Origin of the sequence: Enterovibrio norvegicus DSM 15893, assembly GCF_900115495.1 — a bacterium.
GTDB classification, from domain to species: Bacteria; Pseudomonadota; Gammaproteobacteria; order Enterobacterales; family Vibrionaceae; genus Enterovibrio; species Enterovibrio norvegicus.
In genome coordinates this window covers 1-21686 of record NZ_FOWR01000034.1, presented here as the reverse complement: position 1 = coordinate 21686, position 21686 = coordinate 1, and the positions used below count along the sequence as shown (strand labels likewise).

The following is a 21686-nucleotide window of genomic DNA, read 5'->3' as shown; positions in this document are numbered from 1 at the left end:
CTAGTAAAGCTCCCATCCTTGATGCTGGATACGATCGATAAAGCGACGTAAATCCTGCTCCAACGGGCGGTCTTCAACCACAAAGTCAAAATCGCTCTGCACGTCTTTCATCATTTGACGAAGTGCTGGGCTCAAGTGATTCATGTTGAGTTCGCCTTTGCGAATACGAATTTCAAGCGCCTGTGTCGCTGCAAGCAAACTTGCAGCGGTGACTTGCTCTGTCAATTCCAACACACGAAGACAATCGCGCGAGGCGATGGTGCCCATGCTGACTTTATCTTGGTTATGACATTCAGTTGAGCGCGAAAAGACACTGGCTGGCATGGTGTTTTTCAGCGCTTCCGCTGTCCATGCTGAAATGCCGATTTGTACCGCTTTAAAGCCATGGTTAATTGGCTTTCTCTCGCCTTCAGCGCCTGTGAGGTTAAACGGCAGTCCGTTGTTGAACTTGTAGTCCATCAACTGTGCCATTTGACGATCAAGCAGATCGGCGATGTTTGCCACGGCGGTTTTCAGTGTGTCCATTGCCATGGCTATGTGCCCACCATAGAAGTGTCCACCGTGTAGTACGCGCTCGTTGTCGCCATCAATGATCGGGTTATCGTTCGCGCTGTTTAGTTCGTTTTCAATCATTTGGCGTAGCCATGGCAGGGTGTCTTGAAGAACACCGATGACATGGGGTGCGCAGCGCAGCGAGTAACGATCTTGCAGACGGTCGCTGTTTCGTGGTGGACGATCGGCTTGCAGATCATCACGCAGCCAAGCCGCAATTTGCTGCTGACCTGGGTGAGGTTTCACTGCAAACAAGGCTTCATCAAAGTGGAAATCGTTGCCTTGCATTGCCAATGACACCATGGCGGTAATGCGCGTTGAAAGCTGGGTCAGGTATTCTGCACGTTTGAACGCAAGACACGCGAGTGCCGTCATGACTGACGTCCCGTTCATCATCGCCAAGCCTTCTTTTGGCTTGAGTTTGATGGGCTTAATGCCAAGCTCTGCAAACACTTCTGCCGTTGGGCGGATCTCGCCTTTGTAAATTACTTCACGCTCGCCGATAAGGGTCGCGGCAACATAAGAAAGCGGCGTAAGGTCGCCACTTGCGCCCACCGAACCTTCTTGTGGAATGCGCGGAGAGATGTCGTGATTGATCAAAGCTGTGAGTTGGTTGAGCAGTTCCATGCTTACGCCTGAGACGCCTTGGGTTAAGGAGTTCAGGCGCGTTGCCAATACTGCGCGGCTTTGGGCATGGTCTAGGTTTTGTCCCAATCCACAACCGTGAAAACGAGTGAGGTGAAGGGGAAGTTCATCAACAAGAGAAGGCGGAATCGCCACGGTACAAGAATCCCCGTACCCGGTGGTGACGCCATAAATCACGCCTTCTTCTTTCAACAAACGCTCCAAGAATTTGGTGCCGCGGTCAATGCGCGCGCTAAATTCAGGAGAGCTGTTCAATGCAGCGTGTTGTCCATTCGCGATGGCAACAACAGACTCGATGGTGAGCTGATCATCCCCAAACACAATAGGGTTGTCAGAAATCTTATTCATTATTTTTACCCGCTAACTGCCAGAAATTGAAAAAGTTGTACCATTGGAGTGGTGCTAAAAGGGTGTAGTGTTCCAAACGCGAAGCGTATTGTTGTACTACGTCTTGAAGTGCTTCTTCTCGCCTTCCGCGAGGCAGTACAATCGGGTCATGAAAAGGTTCGAAGTAGACGTTGAAGTGCGGACCGCTTTCGCTTTGGGCTCTGAGGCCGAAGAGAAGAAATACGGGGGCTTTCAATACCGACGCGAGCACAAAAGGACCTTGTGGGAATGGCGCAGGTTGACCAAGAAAATCGGCCATCACAACGCGCCCTTCGCGGGTCACTGATGTCCGGTCTCCAACGATGACAATCCATTCCCCTTGATCGATTTTTTGTTGCAACATGATCGCGGTGTCAGGGCCAAGGTTGGTCACTTGAATCAGGTTCACGGCGGAGTCTGGGTTAACAGCTTCCATTACCGAGTTAAATTGAACTGCATGTTCAGTAAACACCAAGGCGTTTATTTTCACACCTGTGTGTCGACGGCTCAACGCTCTACACAGTTCAATATTTCCCAGATGCGAGCCTAATAACACTGCGCCTTTGCTTTGTGACACAGAGTCATGAAAATGTTCCGCGCCACTTATAGTTAAATTGCTCTCGTCGAAGTCACCTTGCCATGCCGCGAGTTTGTCGAGCATGGTTTCTCCAAAAGATAACAAGTGCTTATACGATGTCATCTTTTCAGGGAACGTGATGTTTTGCTCCGCACCGTAGGCATTCAATCGCGCTAAATATTGCTCAGATGCGCGCTTTGCGGATTTGCCCGTAAGCCAGTAATACGCCATGACGACACGCAGCAACAGACTGAAAACCCCCCGCCCTAATAAGCGGTAAGATCCCAACAGAATTTTAATGCCAAGAATGGTGCCACGCTCTTTTTGCGTTGACCAGTGTTTGGCTTTTCGGCGTTTTCTGCTGAGTAAATGCGGGATTTTAGGAAACATCGAGAAGAACAACTTGCTGTGCATTTTGCTGATGCGCACGTTGTCTTTCAACGCATCGAAATGCGAGATGCCATCTTCTGGGTAGATCACCCGCGTATCGACAAACAAGATCTCAGTGTCGTTCCAGTAAAGGCGCACCATGATCTCAATGTCAAAGTCCATGCGTGTGCCAATGGCTGCACCGTCGATGACTGCCAGCGTTTGGGTCAGTGGATAGGCGCGAAAACCACACATGGTGTCTTTTACGGAAGTGGAGAGGGTTTCTAACATCACCCAAAAATGCGTAATGTAGCGACCATAACGACGAGACGCGGGAATGGACGCATCATAAATGGGTTTACCTGACACCAAGGCGTTCGGGTTGTCTTCCGAGGTTTGGATGAGTTCTGGCAATGCCTGTGTGTCATGCTGACCATCGGCATCGATTTGAATCGCATGGGAGTAACCCAGTCTCTGCGCTTCTTTTAGCCCTGCGATGACCGCGCCGCCTTTACCTTGGTTCTCTTTCAATGTCAGCAAAGTGACATTCGGTGAAAGGGCGGCATAGGCGAGGGCAGCTTTGGTGTCAGCATTGCTACCGTCATCCACCAGCAACACGTCAAAACCAAAGGGCATCAACTGCTGAACAACACCATGCACCGTATTGCCATGGTTGTAGCAAGGGATCAGAAAACAGGGTCGATAACTGCTCATACGACGTTAATCACTCACTGTGCCTGACGAAGGGTTACGCGGCCTGATGAGTGCGCAGTGGTGCCTGATTGATAGCTGAAATGCAGTTTCTCTTTGTCTGGGTGCCATGTAAGCGTTAGGTCTACTGTGGCATTAGGCAAAATTGGGTCTTGGAATTTGATCACTTCCATGCCACCGAAGGTGCCATTAATGCCAAGGGTATCGCGTGCGTAACGCACCGCCAGATCAATCTGGGTCACGCCAGGGAGAAGTGCGAACACTGGAAAGTGGCCTTTGAAGTCTTCAAGGCTTGCGTCCACTTTCAAGGTTAATGTGGCGGTGTTCTCACTCAATGTTGTATTGAGTAAAGTGGGTTTTCTTTGCATGGTTTACCTGTTACTCGTTCGTCGACGATGCGGGTGAAAATAAAGATTCAATCACCTGTTTCTGTCGTTTTCCCTGACTGTTTTGCGGTATTGCATTAACAAATCGGAGCTGGCGAGGAATCGCAATCGGCTCTAACCAATCTCGAAGTTGTTGTCTCAGTGCTAGCTGAAATTTTCCTTTCCCAACGTCGGCAACCTTCCGCTGTCCTTTTGGGGATAATACCACGACTGCGGCAACAACTTGGCGCTCATCAAGTGACAAAACCAAAGAAGCGGCATCAGAAATCCATGCGTTTTCGCAAAGTCGTTGTTCTATCTCAGATAATGAGACGCGCTTTTCTTCCAATTTTATGACGCGATCTGCGCGGCCTTTCAGCACGAACTGGGTGTCGTTGATGAGGTCGCAAAGATCCGCGGTTTGGTACCACGCATTGGCATCAATGTAAGGAGACAGTAAGCGTAGGCAGCCGTGCTCATCCAGTTCGGCACGAATGTCATCAAACAATTGCCAAGGCTGAGTCGAAAGGGTTTGTTGTCTAAAACCAATGCCGCCGGTTTCTGTGCTGCCATAGACCTCGACAGGGCGTTGACCGAGTAACTGCTCACTGTGCGTTGAAGCATCAAAAGGAAGCGGGCCGCCGGACGAAAATACCGCGCGGTATTCGTTGTGTTTGCATTGGCCTTCTAAGCGTTTTAGCAACGCTGGGCTGCTGATCAAGGTGGCATCGGATTGCGCTGCGGCGCTGACTTGTTCAGGGTAAACCAAATCACTGCATGAGAAGGCACGGCCTGCACTTAATGGCCAAAGCACGCGGAACAACAAGCCATAAATATGCTGGTGGGATACCGTACTTTGAACGCGGGTGTTCGACAGTGATTCCCCCCATTGAAACTCAAGCTGGTTGAGCTCTGCTTGGAGCTGACTGAGCTGTTTCACGATGGCCTTCGGCGTCGAACTTGACCCAGATGTAAACAAAGTCAGCGTGACAGCATTAAAAGGGGCAGGGCGTGAAAGATTGGCGTGCGTGTTTACCTCTGCGTACGGAAGAGATACAGCAGGGGTGTTTGCGAGCAGTTGAATGCGCTCATCATGCACAATGGCATCGAAATGCGGACGCAGTTCATTGAGCGCGCCGGGTTGGAGATTGCCAGGAAGCACAATGTTTTTTCGTGCGTGGCAAAGCGCCAAAAAAGCGGTCGCAAACAGGTAGCTGTCATCAAATGCCAAGGCCCAACGTTGTTCTTCTTTGGCCTCGAAGTGCGCAGTAAGTGACGACACGTCATGTTGAAACTGTGCCCATGTTGCTGTGTGATTGTCACTGAACGCGACAGGGTGATCATGCGGACGTTCACACGCCAGCAACTGTGCAAGAGGAATGAGAGACATTAGGACGTCTGAACCCTTTTTCTGACCACAAACTCAATGCCGAACAAAACGCCCGCCGCAACATAGCTTAATAAGCCGTTGTAGAGTGTCCAAGATGTCAGGGGCATAAAACAGGTTGCTAACGCAATGCTGCCATTCACCAGAAAAAACACACACCAGATTTTGGTGACGTTACGGGTATAACGTACACCGGAAGGTGGGAGGTCGGGATCTTGCAACCGTGCGAGTCGTTCAATCATGGATTGAGATTGAGTCAGACTATAGGCAAACGCTGTCAGCATGACGCTATTGACGGCAACCGGGTAAAACAGCAGCCAATCGTGTTGTCGAAACAGATAACCGAGAGACACGAGCACAATACCGATTGCGCCAGTGACGACAGCGAGGTGTTTCAATGGTCCACGATTGGCTAAATGACCAGAAGCGATGCGAAACCCAAAAAGGATGACGAGCACAAGTGCGAGGGGAGCGATCCCAAAGTTTGAGAGTCCTGCGTATACCGCTAGCGGATAGGCGAGCAACAGCAAGCCCGCTAAAACGGTAAGTAGCCTCATTGGGCTTCAGAAAGCAGATTAACTACGGAATCAACAACGTCTTGTACTGTGCGTACTGATTTAAACTCTTCAGGTTTGATTTTTTTACCTGTGAGATTTTGCAGATGAACAACCAAATCAACCGCATCAATACTGTCTAAATCAAGTTCTTGGTACAGGTGGATTTCCAGTGTGATGTCCGCTGGATCGAGCTCAAACAGCTCAACAAGAGCGTCACGTACCTGTTCAAATACTTGGGTTTTGCTTACTTCTGTCATTATTTACTTACGCTTTGTTGGCAGAGATGAACGTAGCCAAGTTAGCGACAGAAGCAAAATGCTCGCGGGTGTTGCTGTCATCAGCATCCAGTACCACGTTGTACGCTTTTTTAATGGCTAGCCCAAGCTCTAGGGCATCAATGGAATCAAGCCCAAGTCCTTCTCCGAAAAGAGGAGCATCGGTTTCAATATCGTCAATAGTCAGATCTTCAAGGTTCAATGCCTCGATAATCAAGGTTTTTAGCTCGTTATGTAGTGTATTCACCATAGCCTTCTTATGTTGAGTGTTGATGTTTGGAATTGTCAGTGTTTGGAAATAGTGCCGATGCCAGCGTTTTATTCAGCCGACGAGCCAGTGTCGCTTCCGCTACATCACAATCTGTGAATTCACTCGCGACTATCTTACCTTTCACCTGCACATGAAAAAAGGGTCTCGTGTCTGGAACTTGATACCATTTCTTTTCTTTGGTGAGAAAACTGGGTGTGACGGTGATATGAACGATGCGGATGTCCGTTTGTGTTCTTACGGCAATCTGTGAGGCACCGCGTTGCAACACGGACCGCTCATTGGGCGTGGTGCGCGTACCTTCAGGAAAAATGAGCAACACGTTACCGTCGCCAAGGCGTTCACCGCAACGTGAAAAAAGATCATCAGGGCTGTTATTGGGGATGTAGCCTGCTGCCTTGACGATGCCCTTCATAAAAGGGTTATGCCATATGGCTGATTTCACTAAACAATCACATTGTGGTAGTTGCGATGCGATAAGTACGTAATCGATCAAGCTTGGGTGGTTGGCGAGGATCAGGCAGCTTCTGTCTTCCTTCAGCTTTTCGGCACCCGTAATGCGAAAATTGATCGCACCTGTGTATTTCATGATCAAACAGAACAGTAGAAACGTTTTTTGAATGATCCGTTGTACGCGCTTTTCCCTGTCTTGATGATCCTTTGCAGTAAAGGTCATCAAAGGAAAAACGAGGAATGTCAGCAGCAATGCGCCCAGCCCAAAAAGGCTGAAACAAAAACCAGTAGCAAAAACACGCCATCCTTTGCTGACGGCAGTGATCATTTTTCTGCCTGCTTGATGTGCCAGCGCCAAGATTGGCGTGTGCTTTCAATCTCAAAAAGGGTGCGTTGGTCAAGCCATTGTGAGTAGAAGGCAAGCCCTTGTGGCAAGTCTTTTTCTTGAGTATCACCACCGTTAACGCCGTTCATTGGGTGTCGATCAATACGAATGTCGTCACCTTTTGTGAGTAACAAACCCAACGCATAGGGTTGGAATGCTTGCTGTTCAAATGCATCGTAAGGTTCAGGGGTAGGCGCATCGAAATCGATCACGAGAACGCGGTGTTCAGGGTGCTCGCTAAGATAAATCGCCGCTTCCGTCAGGGCGCAGTGAAAGGTGTCTTCTCCCGCCGCCAATGAGGTTGCGGGCACAGGCGTTTTGGTGGCGATAGTGAATAAGCCTGCAGCGGTATTGTGCACCGATTGTGAGAACGCGGTAGGAGACGCTGGCTCTCCCATCTGTATGTCTTTCAACAGGGTGGCTGTACGTTGCAGTTCACCATGACGGCTTGAAAACACCACGAAATCGATGTGCTCAGCGCGAGAAAGTTCAGTGGCAACTTGCACCGCTAACTTGCTGATTGGACTCATTCTACGCTTCATCATGGCTGGAATGGCGTCTGTTCTAGGTGCAGGCGCGCCCTCTGGCCAAGCGTGATTTCGCTGACACCAATTCTCCCATGCCTCAGTGTTTTCAAGGCCTGGTGACAGTGCATTTAGTCGTTGCAGATTGAATTGAATACTACTCATGGGAGGTGCTATAACGTCGCTGATTATGTTATTGATCAATTTTCTTACGGTTCGATCAATGTTGTAATGCATGATCATATCGTAATCTTCGGTATAGGTAATCAGCCCGCCTGTGAAATAACAAGGAGTGTGTCGTGAAAATTCAAAAATATCTGGTTTTGCTTACCTTGTCTGTCTTGTTAGTTGGTTGTGGTCGCGTGCAACCGATCAGAAATGTTGAAAATGCCCCTATCGCGTATAACCTGCCGGCTGCAACCGTGAAGCAAGCTATTCTTCAGTCTGGGTCAAACCGTGGATGGGTGATGACTGAGATTGAGCCTGGCGTTATCCGCGGCGAATTATTTGTACGCTCTCACAGTGCGGTCATTGATGTGAAGTACAGCGATAAAGTGTATTCCATTCACTATGTTGACTCTGACAATTTAAAATACAGCGATGGCAAGATTCACCGTAATTACAATCGCTGGATCAACAACCTAGATGTAGATATTCGTAAAAAGCTTTCAATGCTGTCTGCATCTCAAAAGTAACTGATGTTAAGTAATAGGTTTTAATTTGAATTCTTTTGATGTGGATACCATTAGCGCGTTTGATGCTAAGACCGAGGCGCAAAAGCTTGCTTTTGCGCCGATTGTTTTTCATACCGCCAGAACATTACGTGATCTGGGTATTTTGAAAGCGCTGGATGATGCAGACGCTGAAGGCTTGGATGCAGTGCGCCTCTCTGAGGTGACAGGTGTGTCTGAGTACGGCGTTAAAGTGTTGCTCGACATGGCACTGTGTGCAAAATTGGTGACGTGGCACGAACCACACTACCGAATCGCGAATATTGGCCATTTTGTGCTGCATGATGGCATGACGCGCGCCAACATGGATTTCACCGCAGACGTGTGTTACGCCGCGATGGCGCATCTCACTGACGCCATCAAAGAAGGTAAGCCAGCTGGATTGAAAGAGCTGGGTGAGTGGAGCACGATTTACGAAGGCTTATCTGAATTGCCTGAAAAGGCGAAAGAAAGCTGGTTCCAGTTTGATCATTTCTACTCTGATCGTTCGTTCCCATTGCTACTTAAAAAAGTGTTCGCGCGTTCACCGAAAAAGATTTTTGATATCGGCGGTAACACGGGCAAATGGGCAATGCAGTGTTGTCACCATGATGACAACGTCGACGTCACCATCATTGATTTGCCGAAGCAAATCAATATGGCGCTAGAAAATGCGAAACAGCAAGGATTTGAAGGTCGCATTCATGGTCATCCTTTTGATGCGTTGAACACGTCTTTGGCACTGCCGCAGGGCGCGGACGTGTGGTGGATGAGTCAGTTCCTTGATTGCTTTTCACCGATGGAAATTCTCAGTATTCTCCGCCGTGTGAGACAAGCAATGGCGCCGGATGCGGTGGTGTATGTTCTTGAATTGTTTTGGGATGCGCAAAAATATGAAGCGGCGTCGTACAGTTTGAATGCGACCTCGCTATATTTTACGTGCCTGGCGAACGGCAACAGCCGTTTTTACCGCTGCAATGAATTCCTTCAAATTGTGGAGGAAGCAGGTTTTGATGTGGTGGAGCAAACGGACAATATCGGTTTGGGTCACACCCTATTAGAATTAAAAGCACGCTAAAAAAGGTGTGTCGACAATCCGTGTTTAACGGCTTGCGCGTTGGTGTTATCGAGCATGGTTTTTATTAAGGAGAGATGTTGTTGAGCCGTGAATCCACAGAGGTGGTCATTATTGGTGCGGGGCCTTCTGGTTCTATCGCCGCCGCCTTATTACACCAACAAGGCGTGAAGGCGCTGGTGTTAGAAAAAGCGACCTTTCCTCGATTCTCTATTGGGGAGAGCCTTCTCCCTGCCTGTATGGAATCGCTTAAAGCTGCCAACATGCTCGATGCGGTGAATAGCGCCGGTTTCCAATTTAAAAATGGGGCGGCGTTTAACTGGCAAGGACAGTACACCGCCTTTGATTTTACCGACAAATTTTCGCTCGGCGAGGGCACGACGTACCAAGTGCAACGCGCACAGTTTGATAAAGTCCTCGCTGATGAAGCGGAGCGCCAAGGCGTTGAAATTCGTTACCAGCACGAAATACTCTCGGTTGACCTTTCTTCTGATTCTCCGGTTCTGCGTGTCAAAGACGAACACGGATTGGAGTATGACGTTGAGGCCAAGTTTATTCTTGATGCGAGCGGCTTTGGGCGCGTGCTGCCGAGGTTACTCGATCTGGAATCGCCGTCTTGCTTGCCGCCACGCAAAGCCATCTTTACGCACATCATCGACAATATCGAGGATGAAGAATACGACCGCGAAAAAATCCTTGTCTCTGTCCATCCCACTTCAAAAGATGTGTGGTATTGGTTGATCCCGTTCAGCAACGGCACTTGTTCGTTCGGCGTTGTGGGTGAGCCTGAGTTCTTTGATCGTTATCCTGATAATCACTTAGAAGCGCTGGCTGAACTTGCTTCGGAAGAGCCGCGCTTAAACGCCTTGTTGAGCAAGGCAGATTATCCGAACCCTTCAGGCACCATTGGTGGCTACTCCGCGAATGTATCTACTTTGGCGACGAAGCAGTTTGCATTGCTTGGAAATGCTGGCGAGTTCCTTGACCCTGTTTTCTCTTCTGGCGTGACGATTGCCATGAAATCTGCAGAGTTATCGGTTGCTGCGCTTTTGCGCCAATTAAACGGTGAGTCTGTGGATTGGCAATCAGAGTACGCAGAACCCTTGCTGAAAGGTGTTGATACTTTCCGCTGCTACGTCGAAGGTTGGTACAAAGGCACGCTGCAAGATGTGATTTTCTACCCGTCGCCTGATCCAAAGATTAAACAAATGATCTGCTCGATATTGGCAGGGTACGCATGGGACACCGATAACCCTTACGTGAAAAATCCTGAGCGACGATTGAATACGCTTGCCGAGATATGTGCGGCGGAGTGAGATGAATAAAACAAAAAGCCACTGTTTCCAGTGGCTTTTTTTATGGGCGTTATTCTGACGTTAATCGCTAAGGTTGATAGCCTTAGTTGTTTTCCAAATAAGGCTCAGCTTGTTGGCGAATGTTGTCTAGCTCATCCATCAACTCAAGCAATTCAGGCTCCACGTCTTCGATGGAAGCATTGGCTTTCAGGGCGCTTTCTAAATCAAAACAAAGTTTCTTCAATTTAGGCACGCCGCTGTACGCACAACTGCCGTGTAGCTTGTGGATCACAGGAAGCAAATCAATCACCTCGCCGTTCAAGCTGCGCTGAACAATGTCTTCCACCGCGGAGAATGAGCGCACCAACATGTGCAGCATTTCTTTTGCTAAGGCTTCTTTACCGGCAGCTTGCTTCATAGCAAGAGACCAATCGACGCTCAGCGACATGTTGCCGTTGTTCGAGGCTATCAGCGGCGTGGTGGGCTGAAACGCGTCGGCATGCGTGTGCGTCCACTGGTGCAGCACTTGCTCAAGAATGTGCTCTTCAATCGGCTTGGTGAGATAATCGTCCATGCCTTCTGAAATCAATCGTTCACGTTCGCCCGACATTGCATGCGCCGTCACGGCCACGATCGGGGTGTACTGATTGAGCGGCGTTTTGCGAATTTCCTGACTTGCCGTCACGCCATCCATTTCAGGCATTTGAATGTCCATCAGGATCAAATCGAAATGGCGCTCTTTGGCTTTATCTAGTGCGGTGGTGCCGTCTGAGGCGGTAACGACATGGGCGACACGTTCTTTGAGCAGCGCCGTGATCAGTTTGAGGTTGGCGGGGTTGTCATCCACGGCCATGACAGTCACAGGCGTTTTACTCAAATGCACCTCGGTGACAGGTGGCAGCAGTTTTGGTTCTTGAACCGGCCCTTGAAGCTGTTCAATCAACTTACGTACCGACAGCGGTTTTGCTAAACAAGCTGCCACACCAGACTGCAAAAGTTGCTCTGACAGCGCCAACTCTGTCGTCGGCAGACAGAAGATCACTTTCTCTGCGACGTCGTCAGCATTGCTTGCCCAATCGAGCAATTGTTCTGGTTCAGGCACATCGTTAGCATCAATGCAGTAAAGCGCATAGGTGGTGCGTTCGAAGGTATCAGGTCGCTTCGGATAGCTATGAACGACCAGACCAAGCTGGGTCAATCGCTCGCTCAATACATGTCGGCTTTCACCATCGGGTTCAATCAAGAGCAACGATTTACCTTGAAGGGCGGTGCTATCAATGGGCTGAATCAATGGCAAATCGGTGTGCATCAGCGACAGCGTAAACCAGAAGGTTGAACCTTGGTGTAGTCGGCTATTGAAGCCGATGTCGCCGCCCATCTGCTGTACCAGTTTTTGCGTGATGACAAGGCCAAGCCCTGTGCCGCCGTAGCGGCGACTGATGCTGGTATCAGCCTGACGGAATGCTTGGAACAATTGGGCTTGTTGGCGCTCAGAAATGCCGATGCCGGTATCGCGGATCACGAACTGAAGTTCCAGGTTTTCGTCGCGATATTGCTTCAATTCCACACTGACATTGATGTGCCCGCGCTCGGTGAACTTGGTGGCGTTACCGAGAAGGTTGGTTAGCACTTGCTGGATACGTAAAGGATCGCCAATCACACCCGGTGGGATACGAGGATCAATACGAAGGTTAAGTTCCAACCCTTTTTCATGGGCCATTGGCGCAAGAAGACGCATGACTTCATCGAGTGAATCTTCAAAATCGAACGGAATGTTTTCCAGCAGCAGCTTGCCCGCTTCGAGTTTAGAGAAGTCGAGAATGTCATTGATGATGGTCAGCAAGTTGTTCGCCGATTTTTCAATGGTCAGGAGGTAATCTTGCTGGCTGCTGCTGAGTTGGGTTTTCAGCATTTGACGCGTAAAGCCGATAACGCCGTTCAACGGTGTGCGAAGCTCATGGGACATGTTCGCCAAAAATTCAGATTTCACCCGCGCAGCTTCTTGCGCGTTCTTCTTCGCGATGTCGAGTTCGACGTTTTGAATCTCTAGTTGCTCAAGGGTCTCACGAAGGTCTGACGTCGCTTGGTCGATGCTTTGCTGCATTTCTAAATGGTATTCAGACAAGGAGATCGCCATGGCATTGATACCGTTCTTCAAGGTATCCAGTTCACCCAATAATTTGCCTTCAATCCGAACATCGAGATGCCCCCGACGGATACGGTCGATCATATTTACCATTTGGGTGATGGGATGGGTGACATCCATCAGCAAGCGATAAGCGAAAAAACTCGAAAGGATGATGCCGAGGAGCAGTACAACACAGACGGCAATCACTTCTTGGTATTGTTGCAGTCGCACGGAGGAGAGATCCATCTCCATGGCGATGTAACCAATGGGCTGCTCGTTATCAAGGTTGGTGTTAAAGCGACCGATAGCGCGGATTGGTGCCCGCAGTAACAAGCTATCTTGAAGGCGAACCACTTGAAGTTTGCTTGGTATTGGCAAGTCTCGCTGTACGGCGAGAGAATCAAGGTTGTGGTGATAATTCGATGTCACGAATAAATCATTCTGCCCTGAAAACACCGCGATACTGCGCACGTACTTGCTGAACTGCTTATGAGTGTGGCCGATTAAGCGACGCACGTTTTCTCGGCTTTCATTGGCAAGGCCGATTTCACTGGCGATGGCCAACGGCTCAATAATGGCCTGACCCGTCACACTGAGTTGGTTCTCAAGTTCTTGATAGCGATTTGAAATGAAAATCGCACTTAGCAATACACCGACAATCAGGGTCGGTGCAATCGTGAGGGTTATTACTCTGGCGCGAAGTCCGTATTTGGTCATGCTGCTTGTTCTGTGGGAGAATTGACGTCATTTTTAGACGTACCTGAGTTATATTCTAACCCCTTGGTAGAAGTCTATGCCAAAGCTGTCGGCGATAATTCAGCAGGTTATCACAACTGTCTGGTCGTCAATACACGAATCACTGCTGTCAGCCCGATACATTTTGGGCTGATTTGACGAAGTTGGAACACATACATGGCGCGTTTTTTTAAGCCAGAGAAGAAAAAATCTCTCGATACCAAACACAAATCACTCAAGGTTGAGCGTCTTGATCACCAAGGCGATGGCGTCGCTTTCGACGGCAAGAAGCCTGTCTTTATTGCAGGCGCTTTACCGGGGGAAGAGGTGTTGGCGCAATTGACGGAAGATAAACGTCAATTCGCTCGCGCTAAGTTGATCAAAGTGGTATCGCCGAGCGCAAAACGTGTCGCCCCTTTTTGTAAACTGTATCGCCAGTGTGGTGGGTGCAACCTGCAACACCTTGACCATGACGCACAGATCGCAGCCAAGCAAGATACCTTGTCGCAACTGATGAAGAAGTTCGCTTCTGCAGAGTTGGTGCAAGACGCGCCAGTGGTTTCTCATGGTGAAGGTTATCGTCGCCGTGCGCGTTTAAGCGTAAAAGTCAGTAAATCTGGCGAGCTTGAAATGGGCTTTCGTCAGCGAAGCGCTAAAGACATTGTTACGGTTAAGCACTGTCCGGTCTTGGACGTGAAATTGGATGCGTTGCTTCCGCCGTTGTATGACGTTATCAACGCATTGCGTGGGCGCCGAATTATCGGTCACATTGAGCTGGTGGATGCCAACGCAGAACGTGTTCTTTTGGTGCGTGCGGTGAAACATTTGCATGACGAAGACGTATCTCGCCTTCAATCTTTCGCAGATGAACATGCACTGACGTTCTATCTTCAGCAAGGTGATGATGAACCTGAGCGTCTGCGCGGTGATATGCCTGCATACGGCTTGGACGATCTGATGCTGTCGTTTGAACCTCAAGACTTCATTCAAGTGAACGCGAACATCAATGAGCAGATGATTGCGCAATCACTGGAATGGTTGGCGCTTGAGCCCACAGACAAGGTTCTGGATTTGTTCTGCGGCCTGGGCAACTTCAGTTTGCCGATGGCGAAACACGCGGCTTCGGTTGTGGGCGTTGAAGGTGTGGATGCCATGGTGCAACGCGCAAGCGATAACGCACAGCGCAACGCATTGACCAATGCCGAGTTCTATCACGCCAACCTTGAGCTAGACGCCAAGGACACAGCGTGGGGCAAGCAGCGTTACAGCAAAATTTTGCTCGATCCAGCACGTGCTGGTGCTTTAGGGGTTATGCCATATGTGGCACAATCACGCGCTGAGCGAGTGGTCTATGTGTCTTGCAACCCAGCGACGCTGGCAAGAGACAGCCAAGTGTTGCTCGAAAATGGATATAAGTTGGCTAGGTTGGGCATGTTGGACATGTTCCCACACACCGGGCATTTAGAGTCGATGGCGCTGTTCGTCAAAGCCTAAACCGCTCGACACCGGCGACCATGAAGGTTGCCGGTTAAAGGATAAGAAAAACAGGATAGTAAAATGGTCGCAATTCGTGGCGCGCACCTTAATGACAATAAAGAATTTGTTCTTGAAAGCTGGGTAAAGAGCCTAGCACAAGACTCCGCGGTCTCTCAGACGCTGACCGATACCTATCATTATTGCCAAACCCTTGGTGATGAAGATGCGCTTGCACTGCCTTTATGGTGCGGACGCGAGATGATAGAAATCCTCGTGACGCTGAGTATGGACAAAGAAACGTTGGTATCTGCATTGCTCTTTCCCGTCGTGGAAGAAGGGCTGCTGGATAGCGCAACGTTGGCAGAGCACTATGGCGCAACCATTGCCAAGATGGTTGAAGGCGTGCAAGAAATGGCGGCAATCCGTCATTTGAACGCGACAACAGAAGAAGCCGCCACCTCTGCACAGGTCGATAACGTTCGACGCATGTTGCTGTCGATGGTGGATGATTTTCGTTGCGTGGTGATTAAGTTGGCTGAACGCATCAGCTACCTTCGCCAAGTGAAAAACGAACCTGATGAGGTTCGACAATCCGTTGCGAAAGAATGTGCGAACATCTACGCGCCTTTGGCAAACCGCTTGGGTATTGGACAGCTAAAGTGGGAAATCGAAGATTACGCTTTCCGCTATCAGCACTCTGCGACGTATAAACAAATCGCGAAACAACTGGCTGAGCGCCGCATTGACCGCGAAGAATACATCGATACCTTCGTGACCGACTTGCAGCAAGCGATGGGTGCGTCAAACATCAATGCACAAGTGTATGGCCGACCAAAACATATCTACAGCATCTGGCGCAAAATGCAGAAGAAGAGTCTCGACTTCGATGAACTCTTTGATGTGCGTGCTGTACGGATTATCGCAGACCAACTGCAAGACTGTTACGCCGCCTTAGGTGCGGTGCACACCAAATATCGCCACCTTCCCAAAGAGTTTGACGATTACGTCGCCAACCCGAAACCCAACGGCTATCAATCGATTCATACCGTAGTACTTGGGCCGGAAGGCAAAACCGTTGAAATCCAAATCCGTACCAAGCAAATGCATGATGATGCTGAGTTGGGCGTGGCTGCGCACTGGAAGTACAAAGAAGGTGCCTCTGCGAGCGGTCGTAGTGGCTACGACGAGAAAATTACTTGGCTGCGTAAGCTGCTTGATTGGCAAGAAGAGATGTCAGATTCTGGCGAGATGCTGGATGAGCTCCGTAGCCAAGTCTTCGATGATCGCGTCTATGCCTTTACACCTCGCGGTGATGTGGTCGATTTGCCGATTGGCGCGACACCGCTTGATTTTGCTTACCACATTCACTCTGAAGTGGGGCACCGCTGCATTGGTACCAAAGTAGAAGGGCGCATTGTGCCGTTCACTTACCACCTGCAAATGGGTGACCAAGTTGAAATCATCACGCAGAAAGAGCCAAACCCTTCTCGTGATTGGTTGAATCCAAGTTTGGGTTTCGTCAACTCGGGTCGTGCTCGTGCCAAAATCAACGCATGGTTTCGCAAGCAATCACGCGAAAAGAACATGATTGCAGGTAAAGAGATCCTCGATACCGAACTGGCGAAAATAGGCGCTGTCAGCAAAGATGCCTCGTTGGCCATGAAGCGCTTTAACATGAACAGCTTGGAAGAAGTGTACGCGGGTGTCGGTAGCGGCGATTTACGTATCAACCAAGTGGTGAATTACATCAACTCCTTGGTGAATAAACCCACCAAGGCGGAAGAAGACCAACAGCTTCGCGAAAAGCTCGAACAAGCTGAAACGTCGACAGCCCCGAAAAAGCCGCGCCGTGATGCGGTTGTAGTGGAAGGGGTTGATAACCTCATGACACATCTTGCGCGTTGTTGCCAGCCTATTCCAGGTGATGTGATTGAAGGCTATGTCACACAAGGTCGTGGTATTTCAGTTCACCGCGCGGATTGTGAGCAACTCGCAGAGCTTCGCCATCATGCCCCTGAGCGTTTGATTGAGACTGTATGGGGCGGTGGCTTTGTTGGGAGCTATCAAATCAGTGTGCGTGTGTCTGCGACTGAGCGAAACGGATTAATCAAAGACCTCAGCAGTGTATTGACGAACGAAAAAGTGAAAATCGCCGGCATGCAAAGTCGCGTTGATTACAAAAAACAAATGTCGATCATGGACTTTGATCTGGAGCTCAGTGACTTGGAAGTGCTGAGTCGCGTGATAAGCCGATTGGAACAAGTCAAAGATGTGCATGAGGCAAAACGCCTGCACTGAAAAATCAAAACATGAACAAAGGGAAAGCATTGGCTTTCCCTTTTTCTTTAAAACGACATATTGGCTCTGCATACTCGCTTTAAGTGATGAGCAAAGCGTCGTTTACGAAGGATTAAAAAGATGAAAAATGCGTCGCGAATGCAAGAATTGCTCGAAATTATGACCACGTTGCGAGACCCTGAAAACGGCTGCCCGTGGGACAAAAAGCAAACTTTCGACACCATAATTCCTTACACCATCGAAGAAACTTACGAAGTGGTGGATGCGATAGAGCGCCAAAATTGGCCGGATGTCCGTGATGAACTGGGCGATCTTCTGTTTCAGATTGTGTTCTATAGTCAACTCGGTAAAGAGCAAGGCGACTTTGAATTTGATGATGTCGTGGACGCAATCAGTGAGAAATTGGTGCGTCGCCACCCTCATGTGTTTGGTGAGAAAGATCAAGATGGGAACCCACTCGTTGAGGCGGATTGGGAAGGCATCAAAGCCAAAGAGCGTGAATTAAAAGCAGGCGCTCCCGAGCATGTTAGCGTGCTTGATGATGTGCCAAACAGTTTGCCAGCGCTTGGCCGTGCCATGAAATTGCAAAAACGATGTGCGCGCGTTGGCTTTGATTGGGATGCTGTTGGCCCTGTTGCTGAGAAGGTTCATGAAGAGCTGGATGAGGTGATGGAGGAAGCATTGATGGTCGATGTGGACCAAACGCGTGTCGATGAAGAAATCGGTGATTTATTATTTGCTGTGGTTAATTTAGCTAGGCATCTCGGCACAAATCCTGACATTGCGTTGAGGAACGCAAATCGAAAATTCGAAAAACGTTTTCGCAATATTGAAACGAAATTACGCGAAAATGGTAAAAACTTGCAGGAAAGTGGGCTAGATGAGCTAGAAATGCTTTGGCAAGAAGTGAAACGTGACGAAGACAACACAGCGTCGTAAATCACTGAATTGATTTACGACAAAAAAAAACGGCGATCTGTGTGATAGTTTTCACGTTGTGGGAAGTTTCGGGCTCTGGTAACATGTCGTCCCGTCCAGATTTCCAATAATTTCCCCTAAATCCAACTCTCAGGTTTAGCATGACAACGAATTACATTTTTGTAACGGGCGGGGTGGTTTCCTCCCTCGGTAAGGGTATTGCAGCAGCGTCTTTGGCAGCAATTTTAGAAGCTCGTGGTCTTAATGTGACCATGATGAAGCTTGACCCATACATCAACTTGGATCCGGGCACGATGAGCCCAACCCAACACGGTGAAGTATTCGTTACGGAAGACGGTGCAGAAACTGACCTAGATTTGGGTCACTACGAGCGTTTCATCCGTACCAAGATGACCAAGCGCAATAACTTCACATCTGGCCGTGTATACGCCGATGTATTGCGTAAAGAGCGTCGTGGTGACTACTTGGGTGCAACCATCCAGGTTATCCCACATATCACCAACTCAATTAAAGAGCGTGTGCTTGCAGGCGGCGAAGGTCACGACGTAGTTATCGTCGAGATTGGCGGCACTGTTGGTGACATCGAGTCATTGCCATTCCTTGAAGCTATCCGTCAATTGGCGGTTGAATTGGGTCGCGAACGTACCATGTTCATGCACCTGACTCTGGTTCCTTACCTTGCAGCAGCAGGTGAAGTGAAAACCAAGCCTACTCAACACTCAGTAAAAGAATTGCTGTCTATCGGTATTCAACCAGACATTCTGGTGTGCCGTAGCGATCGTGCTATTCCTGCTAATGAACGTGCAAAGATTGCGCTTTTCTGTAACGTACAAGAAAAAGCCGTTATCTCCATGAAGGACGTAGATTCCATCTACAAAATCCCTTCATTGATTCGTTCACAAGGCTTGGATGATCTTGTTTGTAAACGTTTTGGTATTGAAGCGCCAGAAGCAGACTTGGCTGAGTGGGAACAAGTTATTTTTGAAGAAGCTAACCCAACCGGTGAAGTTGTTATCGGCATGGTTGGTAAATACATCGAACTGCCAGATGCATACAAGTCTGTTAACGAAGCATTGAAACACGCAGGCCTGAAAAACCGCCTGACAGTGAAAATCAAATACGTTGACTCACAAGATGTCGAAAGCAAAGGCGAAGAAGCATTGCTTGGCTTAGACGCAATCCTTGTACCAGGTGGCTTCGGCGACCGCGGTGTTGAAGGTAAAATCTTGGCAGCGAAATTCGCACGTGAAAACAAAATTCCTTACTTGGGCATTTGCCTAGGTATGCAAGTTGCGCTGATCGAATACGCACGTAATGTTGTGGGTATGGAAGGCGCGAACTCTACGGAATTCAACAAAGAAAGTAAGTTCCCTGTTGTTGGCCTGATCACTGAGTGGGTTGATGAAGAAGGTAACGTTGAAGAACGTAGCGAAAAATCTGATCTAGGCGGCACCATGCGACTTGGCGCACAGCTTTGCCACCTAGCTGACGGCACGAAAGCACGTGAACTTTACGGCAATGCCACTATTCACGAGCGTCACCGTCACCGTTATGAAGTAAATAACGTATTGCGTCCGCAACTCGAAAAAGCAGGCTTAGTTGTATCTGGCCTGTCAGCGGACAAAAAGCTGGTTGAGATTATTGAAAACCCTGCGCACCCATGGTTCGTGGCGTGCCAGTTCCACCCTGAATTTACCTCTACGCCACGCGACGGCCATCCGCTATTTGCGGGCTTTGTTGCTGCGGCAGGTAAAAATCAGCGCGGTGAGCTGTAACTGAACAAAGAAGCGGTCGCGATGGTTTGTTGTGCGACCGCTTTTTCGCATTTTTAAGCTATATGACATACGAGAGGAAACACAATGTCTAAGATCGTTAAAGTTCTAGGTCGTGAAATTATCGATTCACGCGGTAACCCAACTGTAGAAGCAGAAGTTCACCTAGAAGGTGGCTTCGTTGGTATGGCTGCTGCTCCATCTGGCGCATCTACCGGCTCTCGCGAAGCGCTTGAACTGCGTGACGGCGACAAAGCTCGTTTCCTAGGTAAAGGCGTACTTAAAGCAATCAGCGCAGTAAACGGCGAAATTGCTAACGCTCTTGAAGGTAAAGACGCGAAAAACCAAGCAGAAATCGACCAAATCATGATCGACTTGGACGGTACTGAGAACAAATCTAAGTTCGGCGCTAACGCAATCCTAGCTGTATCTCTAGCGAACGCTAAAGCAGCAGCTGCTGCTAAAGGCATGCCACTGTTCGAGCACATTGCTGAACTAAACGGCACTGCTGGTCAGTTCTCTATGCCTCTACCAATGATGAACATCATCAACGGCGGCGAGCACGCTGACAACAACGTTGACATCCAAGAGTTCATGATTCAGCCAGTTGGCGCTGCAACGTTGAAAGAAGCTGTGCGCATGGGTGCTGAAGTATTCCACAACCTAGCGAAAGTATTGAAGTCTAAAGGCTACAACACTGCAGTTGGTGATGAAGGCGGTTTCGCTCCTAACCTTAAGTCTAACGCTGAAGCGCTAGAAGTTATCGCAGAAGCTGTTGCAGCTGCGGGTTACGAGCTAGGCAAAGACATCACTCTTGCTATGGACTGTGCAGCATCTGAGTTCTTCGACAAAGAAGCTGGCATCTACAACATGAAAGGCGAAGGCAAAACCTTCACCGCTGAAGAGTTCAACCACTACCTTGCTGGTCTCGTTGAGCAATTCCCAATCGTTTCTATCGAAGACGGTCTGGACGAGTCTGATTGGACTGGTTTCAAACACCAAACTGAGCTTCTAGGCGACAAGATCCAACTAGTGGGTGACGATCTGTTCGTTACTAACACTAAGATCCTTGCTCGTGGTATCGAAGAAGGCATCACTAACTCTATCCTGATCAAGTTCAACCAAATCGGTTCTTTGACTGAAACGTTGGCTGCGATCAAGATGGCTAAAGACGCTGGTTTCACTGCAGTTATCTCTCACCGTTCAGGTGAAACTGAAGATGCAACTATCGCTGACCTAGCTGTTGGTACTGCTGCAGGCCAAATCAAGACGGGTTCTATGAGCCGTTCTGACCGTGTTGCTAAGTACAACCAACTTATCCGTATCGAAGAGGCTCTGGGCGAACGCGCACCTTTCAACGGTCTGAAAGAAGTTAAAGGCCAAGCGTAATCGCTTAGCACTTCATTCAGTCGGCGATACGCTGATTTAGATATGAAAACGGCTCCCTCGGGAGCCGTTTTTTTTGAAAGCAGATTAGAGAAAGAGCAGGTGCGAGATTCGAGAAAGAGCGGGTAGATCAAAGAAAGTGCTGGATTCCAGATGGAGTAGCACTCACTCTAGAAAACTCGAAACTCGAAACTCGAAACTCGAAACTCGAAACTCGAAACTCGAAACTCGAAACTCGAAACTCGAAACTATTTCTTCGCCAGCTTCGGCAAATCCCCACTTAATCCCAATGCACGCTTAATAAACTGTGTCTTAATGCCCGGTAGCGTCGCTGCGGCCATCAAACCAATACCACGAATCAATTTTTTCGCTGGGTTTTCACCGGCAAACAAATCTCTGAATGCCTGCATAGCGGCAATCATTTGAGCGGCTTCGGTT

18 protein-coding genes and 1 pseudogene are annotated in these 21686 nt (G+C 49.0%); 8 read left to right on the top strand and 11 right to left on the bottom strand.

All coding sequences use genetic code 11. The features are described from left to right. From BM082_RS18715 to BM082_RS18675, 9 genes are read right to left on the bottom strand one after another with little or no spacing between them, the layout of a single operon-like run. Entirely contained in the window at nt 1-1545 is a 1545-nt protein-coding gene (locus tag BM082_RS18715; protein WP_074928141.1) for an HAL/PAL/TAL family ammonia-lyase, read from the bottom strand. Next, nucleotides 1538-3223 carry a glycosyltransferase family 2 protein gene (locus tag BM082_RS18710; RefSeq protein WP_074928139.1) on the bottom strand — a complete coding sequence of 562 codons (1686 nt, stop codon included), beginning with the start codon at nt 3221-3223 and terminating at the stop codon, nt 1538-1540. Before BM082_RS18710 ends, BM082_RS18715 begins: the two co-directional genes overlap by 8 nt. A 14-nt stretch (nt 3224-3237) precedes the next feature. After that, nucleotides 3238-3588 (bottom strand): ApeI family dehydratase, encoded by a 351-nt coding sequence (locus BM082_RS18705; RefSeq protein ID WP_074928137.1) that lies wholly within the window; start codon nt 3586-3588, stop codon nt 3238-3240. 10 nt (nt 3589-3598) lie between these two features. Further along, nucleotides 3599-4975 (bottom strand): AMP-binding protein, encoded by a 1377-nt coding sequence (locus BM082_RS18700; protein ID WP_074928136.1) that lies wholly within the window; start codon nt 4973-4975, stop codon nt 3599-3601. After that, on the bottom strand, nt 4975-5529 hold the full coding sequence (locus BM082_RS18695; RefSeq protein WP_017014413.1) for a COG4648 family protein: 555 nt from the start codon (nt 5527-5529) through the stop codon (nt 4975-4977). Before BM082_RS18695 ends, BM082_RS18700 begins: the two co-directional genes overlap by 1 nt. After that, nucleotides 5526-5786 (bottom strand): acyl carrier protein, encoded by a 261-nt coding sequence (locus BM082_RS18690; RefSeq protein ID WP_017011821.1) that lies wholly within the window; start codon nt 5784-5786, stop codon nt 5526-5528. The genes BM082_RS18695 and BM082_RS18690 overlap by 4 nt, the downstream gene beginning before the upstream one ends. A gap of 7 nt (nt 5787-5793) precedes the next feature. Next, nucleotides 5794-6051, bottom strand: coding sequence for a phosphopantetheine-binding protein (locus tag BM082_RS18685; protein WP_181163560.1), 258 nt, complete (start codon nt 6049-6051; stop codon nt 5794-5796). A gap of 10 nt (nt 6052-6061) precedes the next feature. Further along, the gene (locus tag BM082_RS18680; RefSeq protein WP_017017986.1) at nt 6062-6853 is read right to left on the bottom strand and encodes a lysophospholipid acyltransferase family protein; all 792 of its coding nucleotides are present in this window, start codon (nt 6851-6853) and stop codon (nt 6062-6064) included. Beyond that, the gene (locus tag BM082_RS18675) at nt 6850-7677 is read right to left on the bottom strand and encodes a beta-ketoacyl synthase chain length factor (RefSeq protein ID WP_017017985.1); all 828 of its coding nucleotides are present in this window, start codon (nt 7675-7677) and stop codon (nt 6850-6852) included. Before BM082_RS18675 ends, BM082_RS18680 begins: the two co-directional genes overlap by 4 nt. Nucleotides 7678-7733: 56 nt before the next feature. On the opposite strand from BM082_RS18675, the gene BM082_RS18670 reads away from it, so the two are divergent. The 3 genes from BM082_RS18670 to BM082_RS18660 all read left to right on the top strand — a co-directional run bounded on the left by BM082_RS18670 (nt 7734) and on the right by BM082_RS18660 (nt 10535). Continuing rightward, complete coding sequence (locus BM082_RS18670; RefSeq protein WP_074928134.1) at nt 7734-8129, top strand: hypothetical protein; 396 nt, start codon at nt 7734-7736, stop codon at nt 8127-8129. A gap of 25 nt (nt 8130-8154) precedes the next feature. Beyond that, nucleotides 8155-9222 carry a methyltransferase gene (locus BM082_RS18665; RefSeq protein ID WP_074928132.1) on the top strand — a complete coding sequence of 356 codons (1068 nt, stop codon included), beginning with the start codon at nt 8155-8157 and terminating at the stop codon, nt 9220-9222. A gap of 74 nt (nt 9223-9296) precedes the next feature. Continuing rightward, nucleotides 9297-10535 carry an NAD(P)/FAD-dependent oxidoreductase gene (locus tag BM082_RS18660; RefSeq protein ID WP_017017982.1) on the top strand — a complete coding sequence of 413 codons (1239 nt, stop codon included), beginning with the start codon at nt 9297-9299 and terminating at the stop codon, nt 10533-10535. 82 nt (nt 10536-10617) lie between these two features. On the opposite strand, the gene barA is transcribed toward BM082_RS18660, so the two are convergent. Next, nucleotides 10618-13359 (bottom strand): two-component sensor histidine kinase BarA, encoded by a 2742-nt coding sequence (barA, locus tag BM082_RS18655; RefSeq protein ID WP_074928130.1) that lies wholly within the window; start codon nt 13357-13359, stop codon nt 10618-10620. A 195-nt stretch (nt 13360-13554) separates the two neighbouring features. On the opposite strand from barA, the gene rlmD reads away from it, so the two are divergent. From rlmD to eno, 5 genes are all read left to right on the top strand, one after another. Continuing rightward, on the top strand, nt 13555-14871 hold the full coding sequence (gene rlmD, locus BM082_RS18650; protein WP_074928128.1) for a 23S rRNA (uracil(1939)-C(5))-methyltransferase RlmD: 1317 nt from the start codon (nt 13555-13557) through the stop codon (nt 14869-14871). A 63-nt stretch (nt 14872-14934) separates the two neighbouring features. Next, a complete protein-coding gene (gene relA, locus BM082_RS18645) occupies nt 14935-17151 on the top strand; it encodes a GTP diphosphokinase (protein WP_017011830.1) in 2217 nt (738 codons plus the stop codon). 120 nt (nt 17152-17271) lie between these two features. Next, the gene (gene mazG / locus BM082_RS18640; protein ID WP_017014423.1) at nt 17272-18090 is read left to right on the top strand and encodes a nucleoside triphosphate pyrophosphohydrolase; all 819 of its coding nucleotides are present in this window, start codon (nt 17272-17274) and stop codon (nt 18088-18090) included. A gap of 140 nt (nt 18091-18230) precedes the next feature. After that, nucleotides 18231-19865 carry a CTP synthase gene (locus BM082_RS18635; protein WP_017011832.1) on the top strand — a complete coding sequence of 545 codons (1635 nt, stop codon included), beginning with the start codon at nt 18231-18233 and terminating at the stop codon, nt 19863-19865. Nucleotides 19866-19949: 84 nt separating this feature from the next. Then, nucleotides 19950-21251, top strand: a complete 1302-nt coding sequence (eno, locus tag BM082_RS18630; protein WP_017011833.1) for a phosphopyruvate hydratase — start codon at nt 19950-19952, stop codon at nt 21249-21251. 245 nt (nt 21252-21496) lie between these two features. Here the strand turns inward: eno and BM082_RS18625 are convergent. Next, nucleotides 21497-21686: pseudogene (locus BM082_RS18625) on the bottom strand (FAD-dependent 2-octaprenylphenol hydroxylase); the annotation flags it as partial.

What these genes read in the sequence shown, in the direction of transcription:
- BM082_RS18715 (WP_074928141.1), bottom strand. Translation starts at nt 1,545, where the DNA reads ATGAATAAGATTTCTGACAACCCTATTGTGTTTGGGGATGATCAGCTC.
- BM082_RS18710 (WP_074928139.1), bottom strand. Translation starts at nt 3,223, where the DNA reads ATGAGCAGTTATCGACCCTGTTTTCTGATCCCTTGCTACAACCATGGC.
- BM082_RS18705 (WP_074928137.1), bottom strand. Translation starts at nt 3,588, where the DNA reads ATGCAAAGAAAACCCACTTTACTCAATACAACATTGAGTGAGAACACC.
- BM082_RS18700 (WP_074928136.1), bottom strand. Translation starts at nt 4,975, where the DNA reads ATGTCTCTCATTCCTCTTGCACAGTTGCTGGCGTGTGAACGTCCGCAT.
- BM082_RS18695 (WP_017014413.1), bottom strand. Translation starts at nt 5,529, where the DNA reads ATGAGGCTACTTACCGTTTTAGCGGGCTTGCTGTTGCTCGCCTATCCG.
- BM082_RS18690 (WP_017011821.1), bottom strand. Translation starts at nt 5,786, where the DNA reads ATGACAGAAGTAAGCAAAACCCAAGTATTTGAACAGGTACGTGACGCT.
- BM082_RS18680 (WP_017017986.1), bottom strand. Translation starts at nt 6,853, where the DNA reads ATGATCACTGCCGTCAGCAAAGGATGGCGTGTTTTTGCTACTGGTTTT.
- BM082_RS18675 (WP_017017985.1), bottom strand. Translation starts at nt 7,677, where the DNA reads ATGATCATGCATTACAACATTGATCGAACCGTAAGAAAATTGATCAAT.
- BM082_RS18660 (WP_017017982.1), top strand. Translation starts at nt 9,297, where the DNA reads ATGTTGTTGAGCCGTGAATCCACAGAGGTGGTCATTATTGGTGCGGGG.
- barA (WP_074928130.1), bottom strand. Translation starts at nt 13,359, where the DNA reads ATGACCAAATACGGACTTCGCGCCAGAGTAATAACCCTCACGATTGCA.
- rlmD (WP_074928128.1), top strand. Translation starts at nt 13,555, where the DNA reads ATGGCGCGTTTTTTTAAGCCAGAGAAGAAAAAATCTCTCGATACCAAA.
- relA (WP_017011830.1), top strand. Translation starts at nt 14,935, where the DNA reads ATGGTCGCAATTCGTGGCGCGCACCTTAATGACAATAAAGAATTTGTT.
- mazG (WP_017014423.1), top strand. Translation starts at nt 17,272, where the DNA reads ATGAAAAATGCGTCGCGAATGCAAGAATTGCTCGAAATTATGACCACG.
- BM082_RS18635 (WP_017011832.1), top strand. Translation starts at nt 18,231, where the DNA reads ATGACAACGAATTACATTTTTGTAACGGGCGGGGTGGTTTCCTCCCTC.
- eno (WP_017011833.1), top strand. Translation starts at nt 19,950, where the DNA reads ATGTCTAAGATCGTTAAAGTTCTAGGTCGTGAAATTATCGATTCACGC.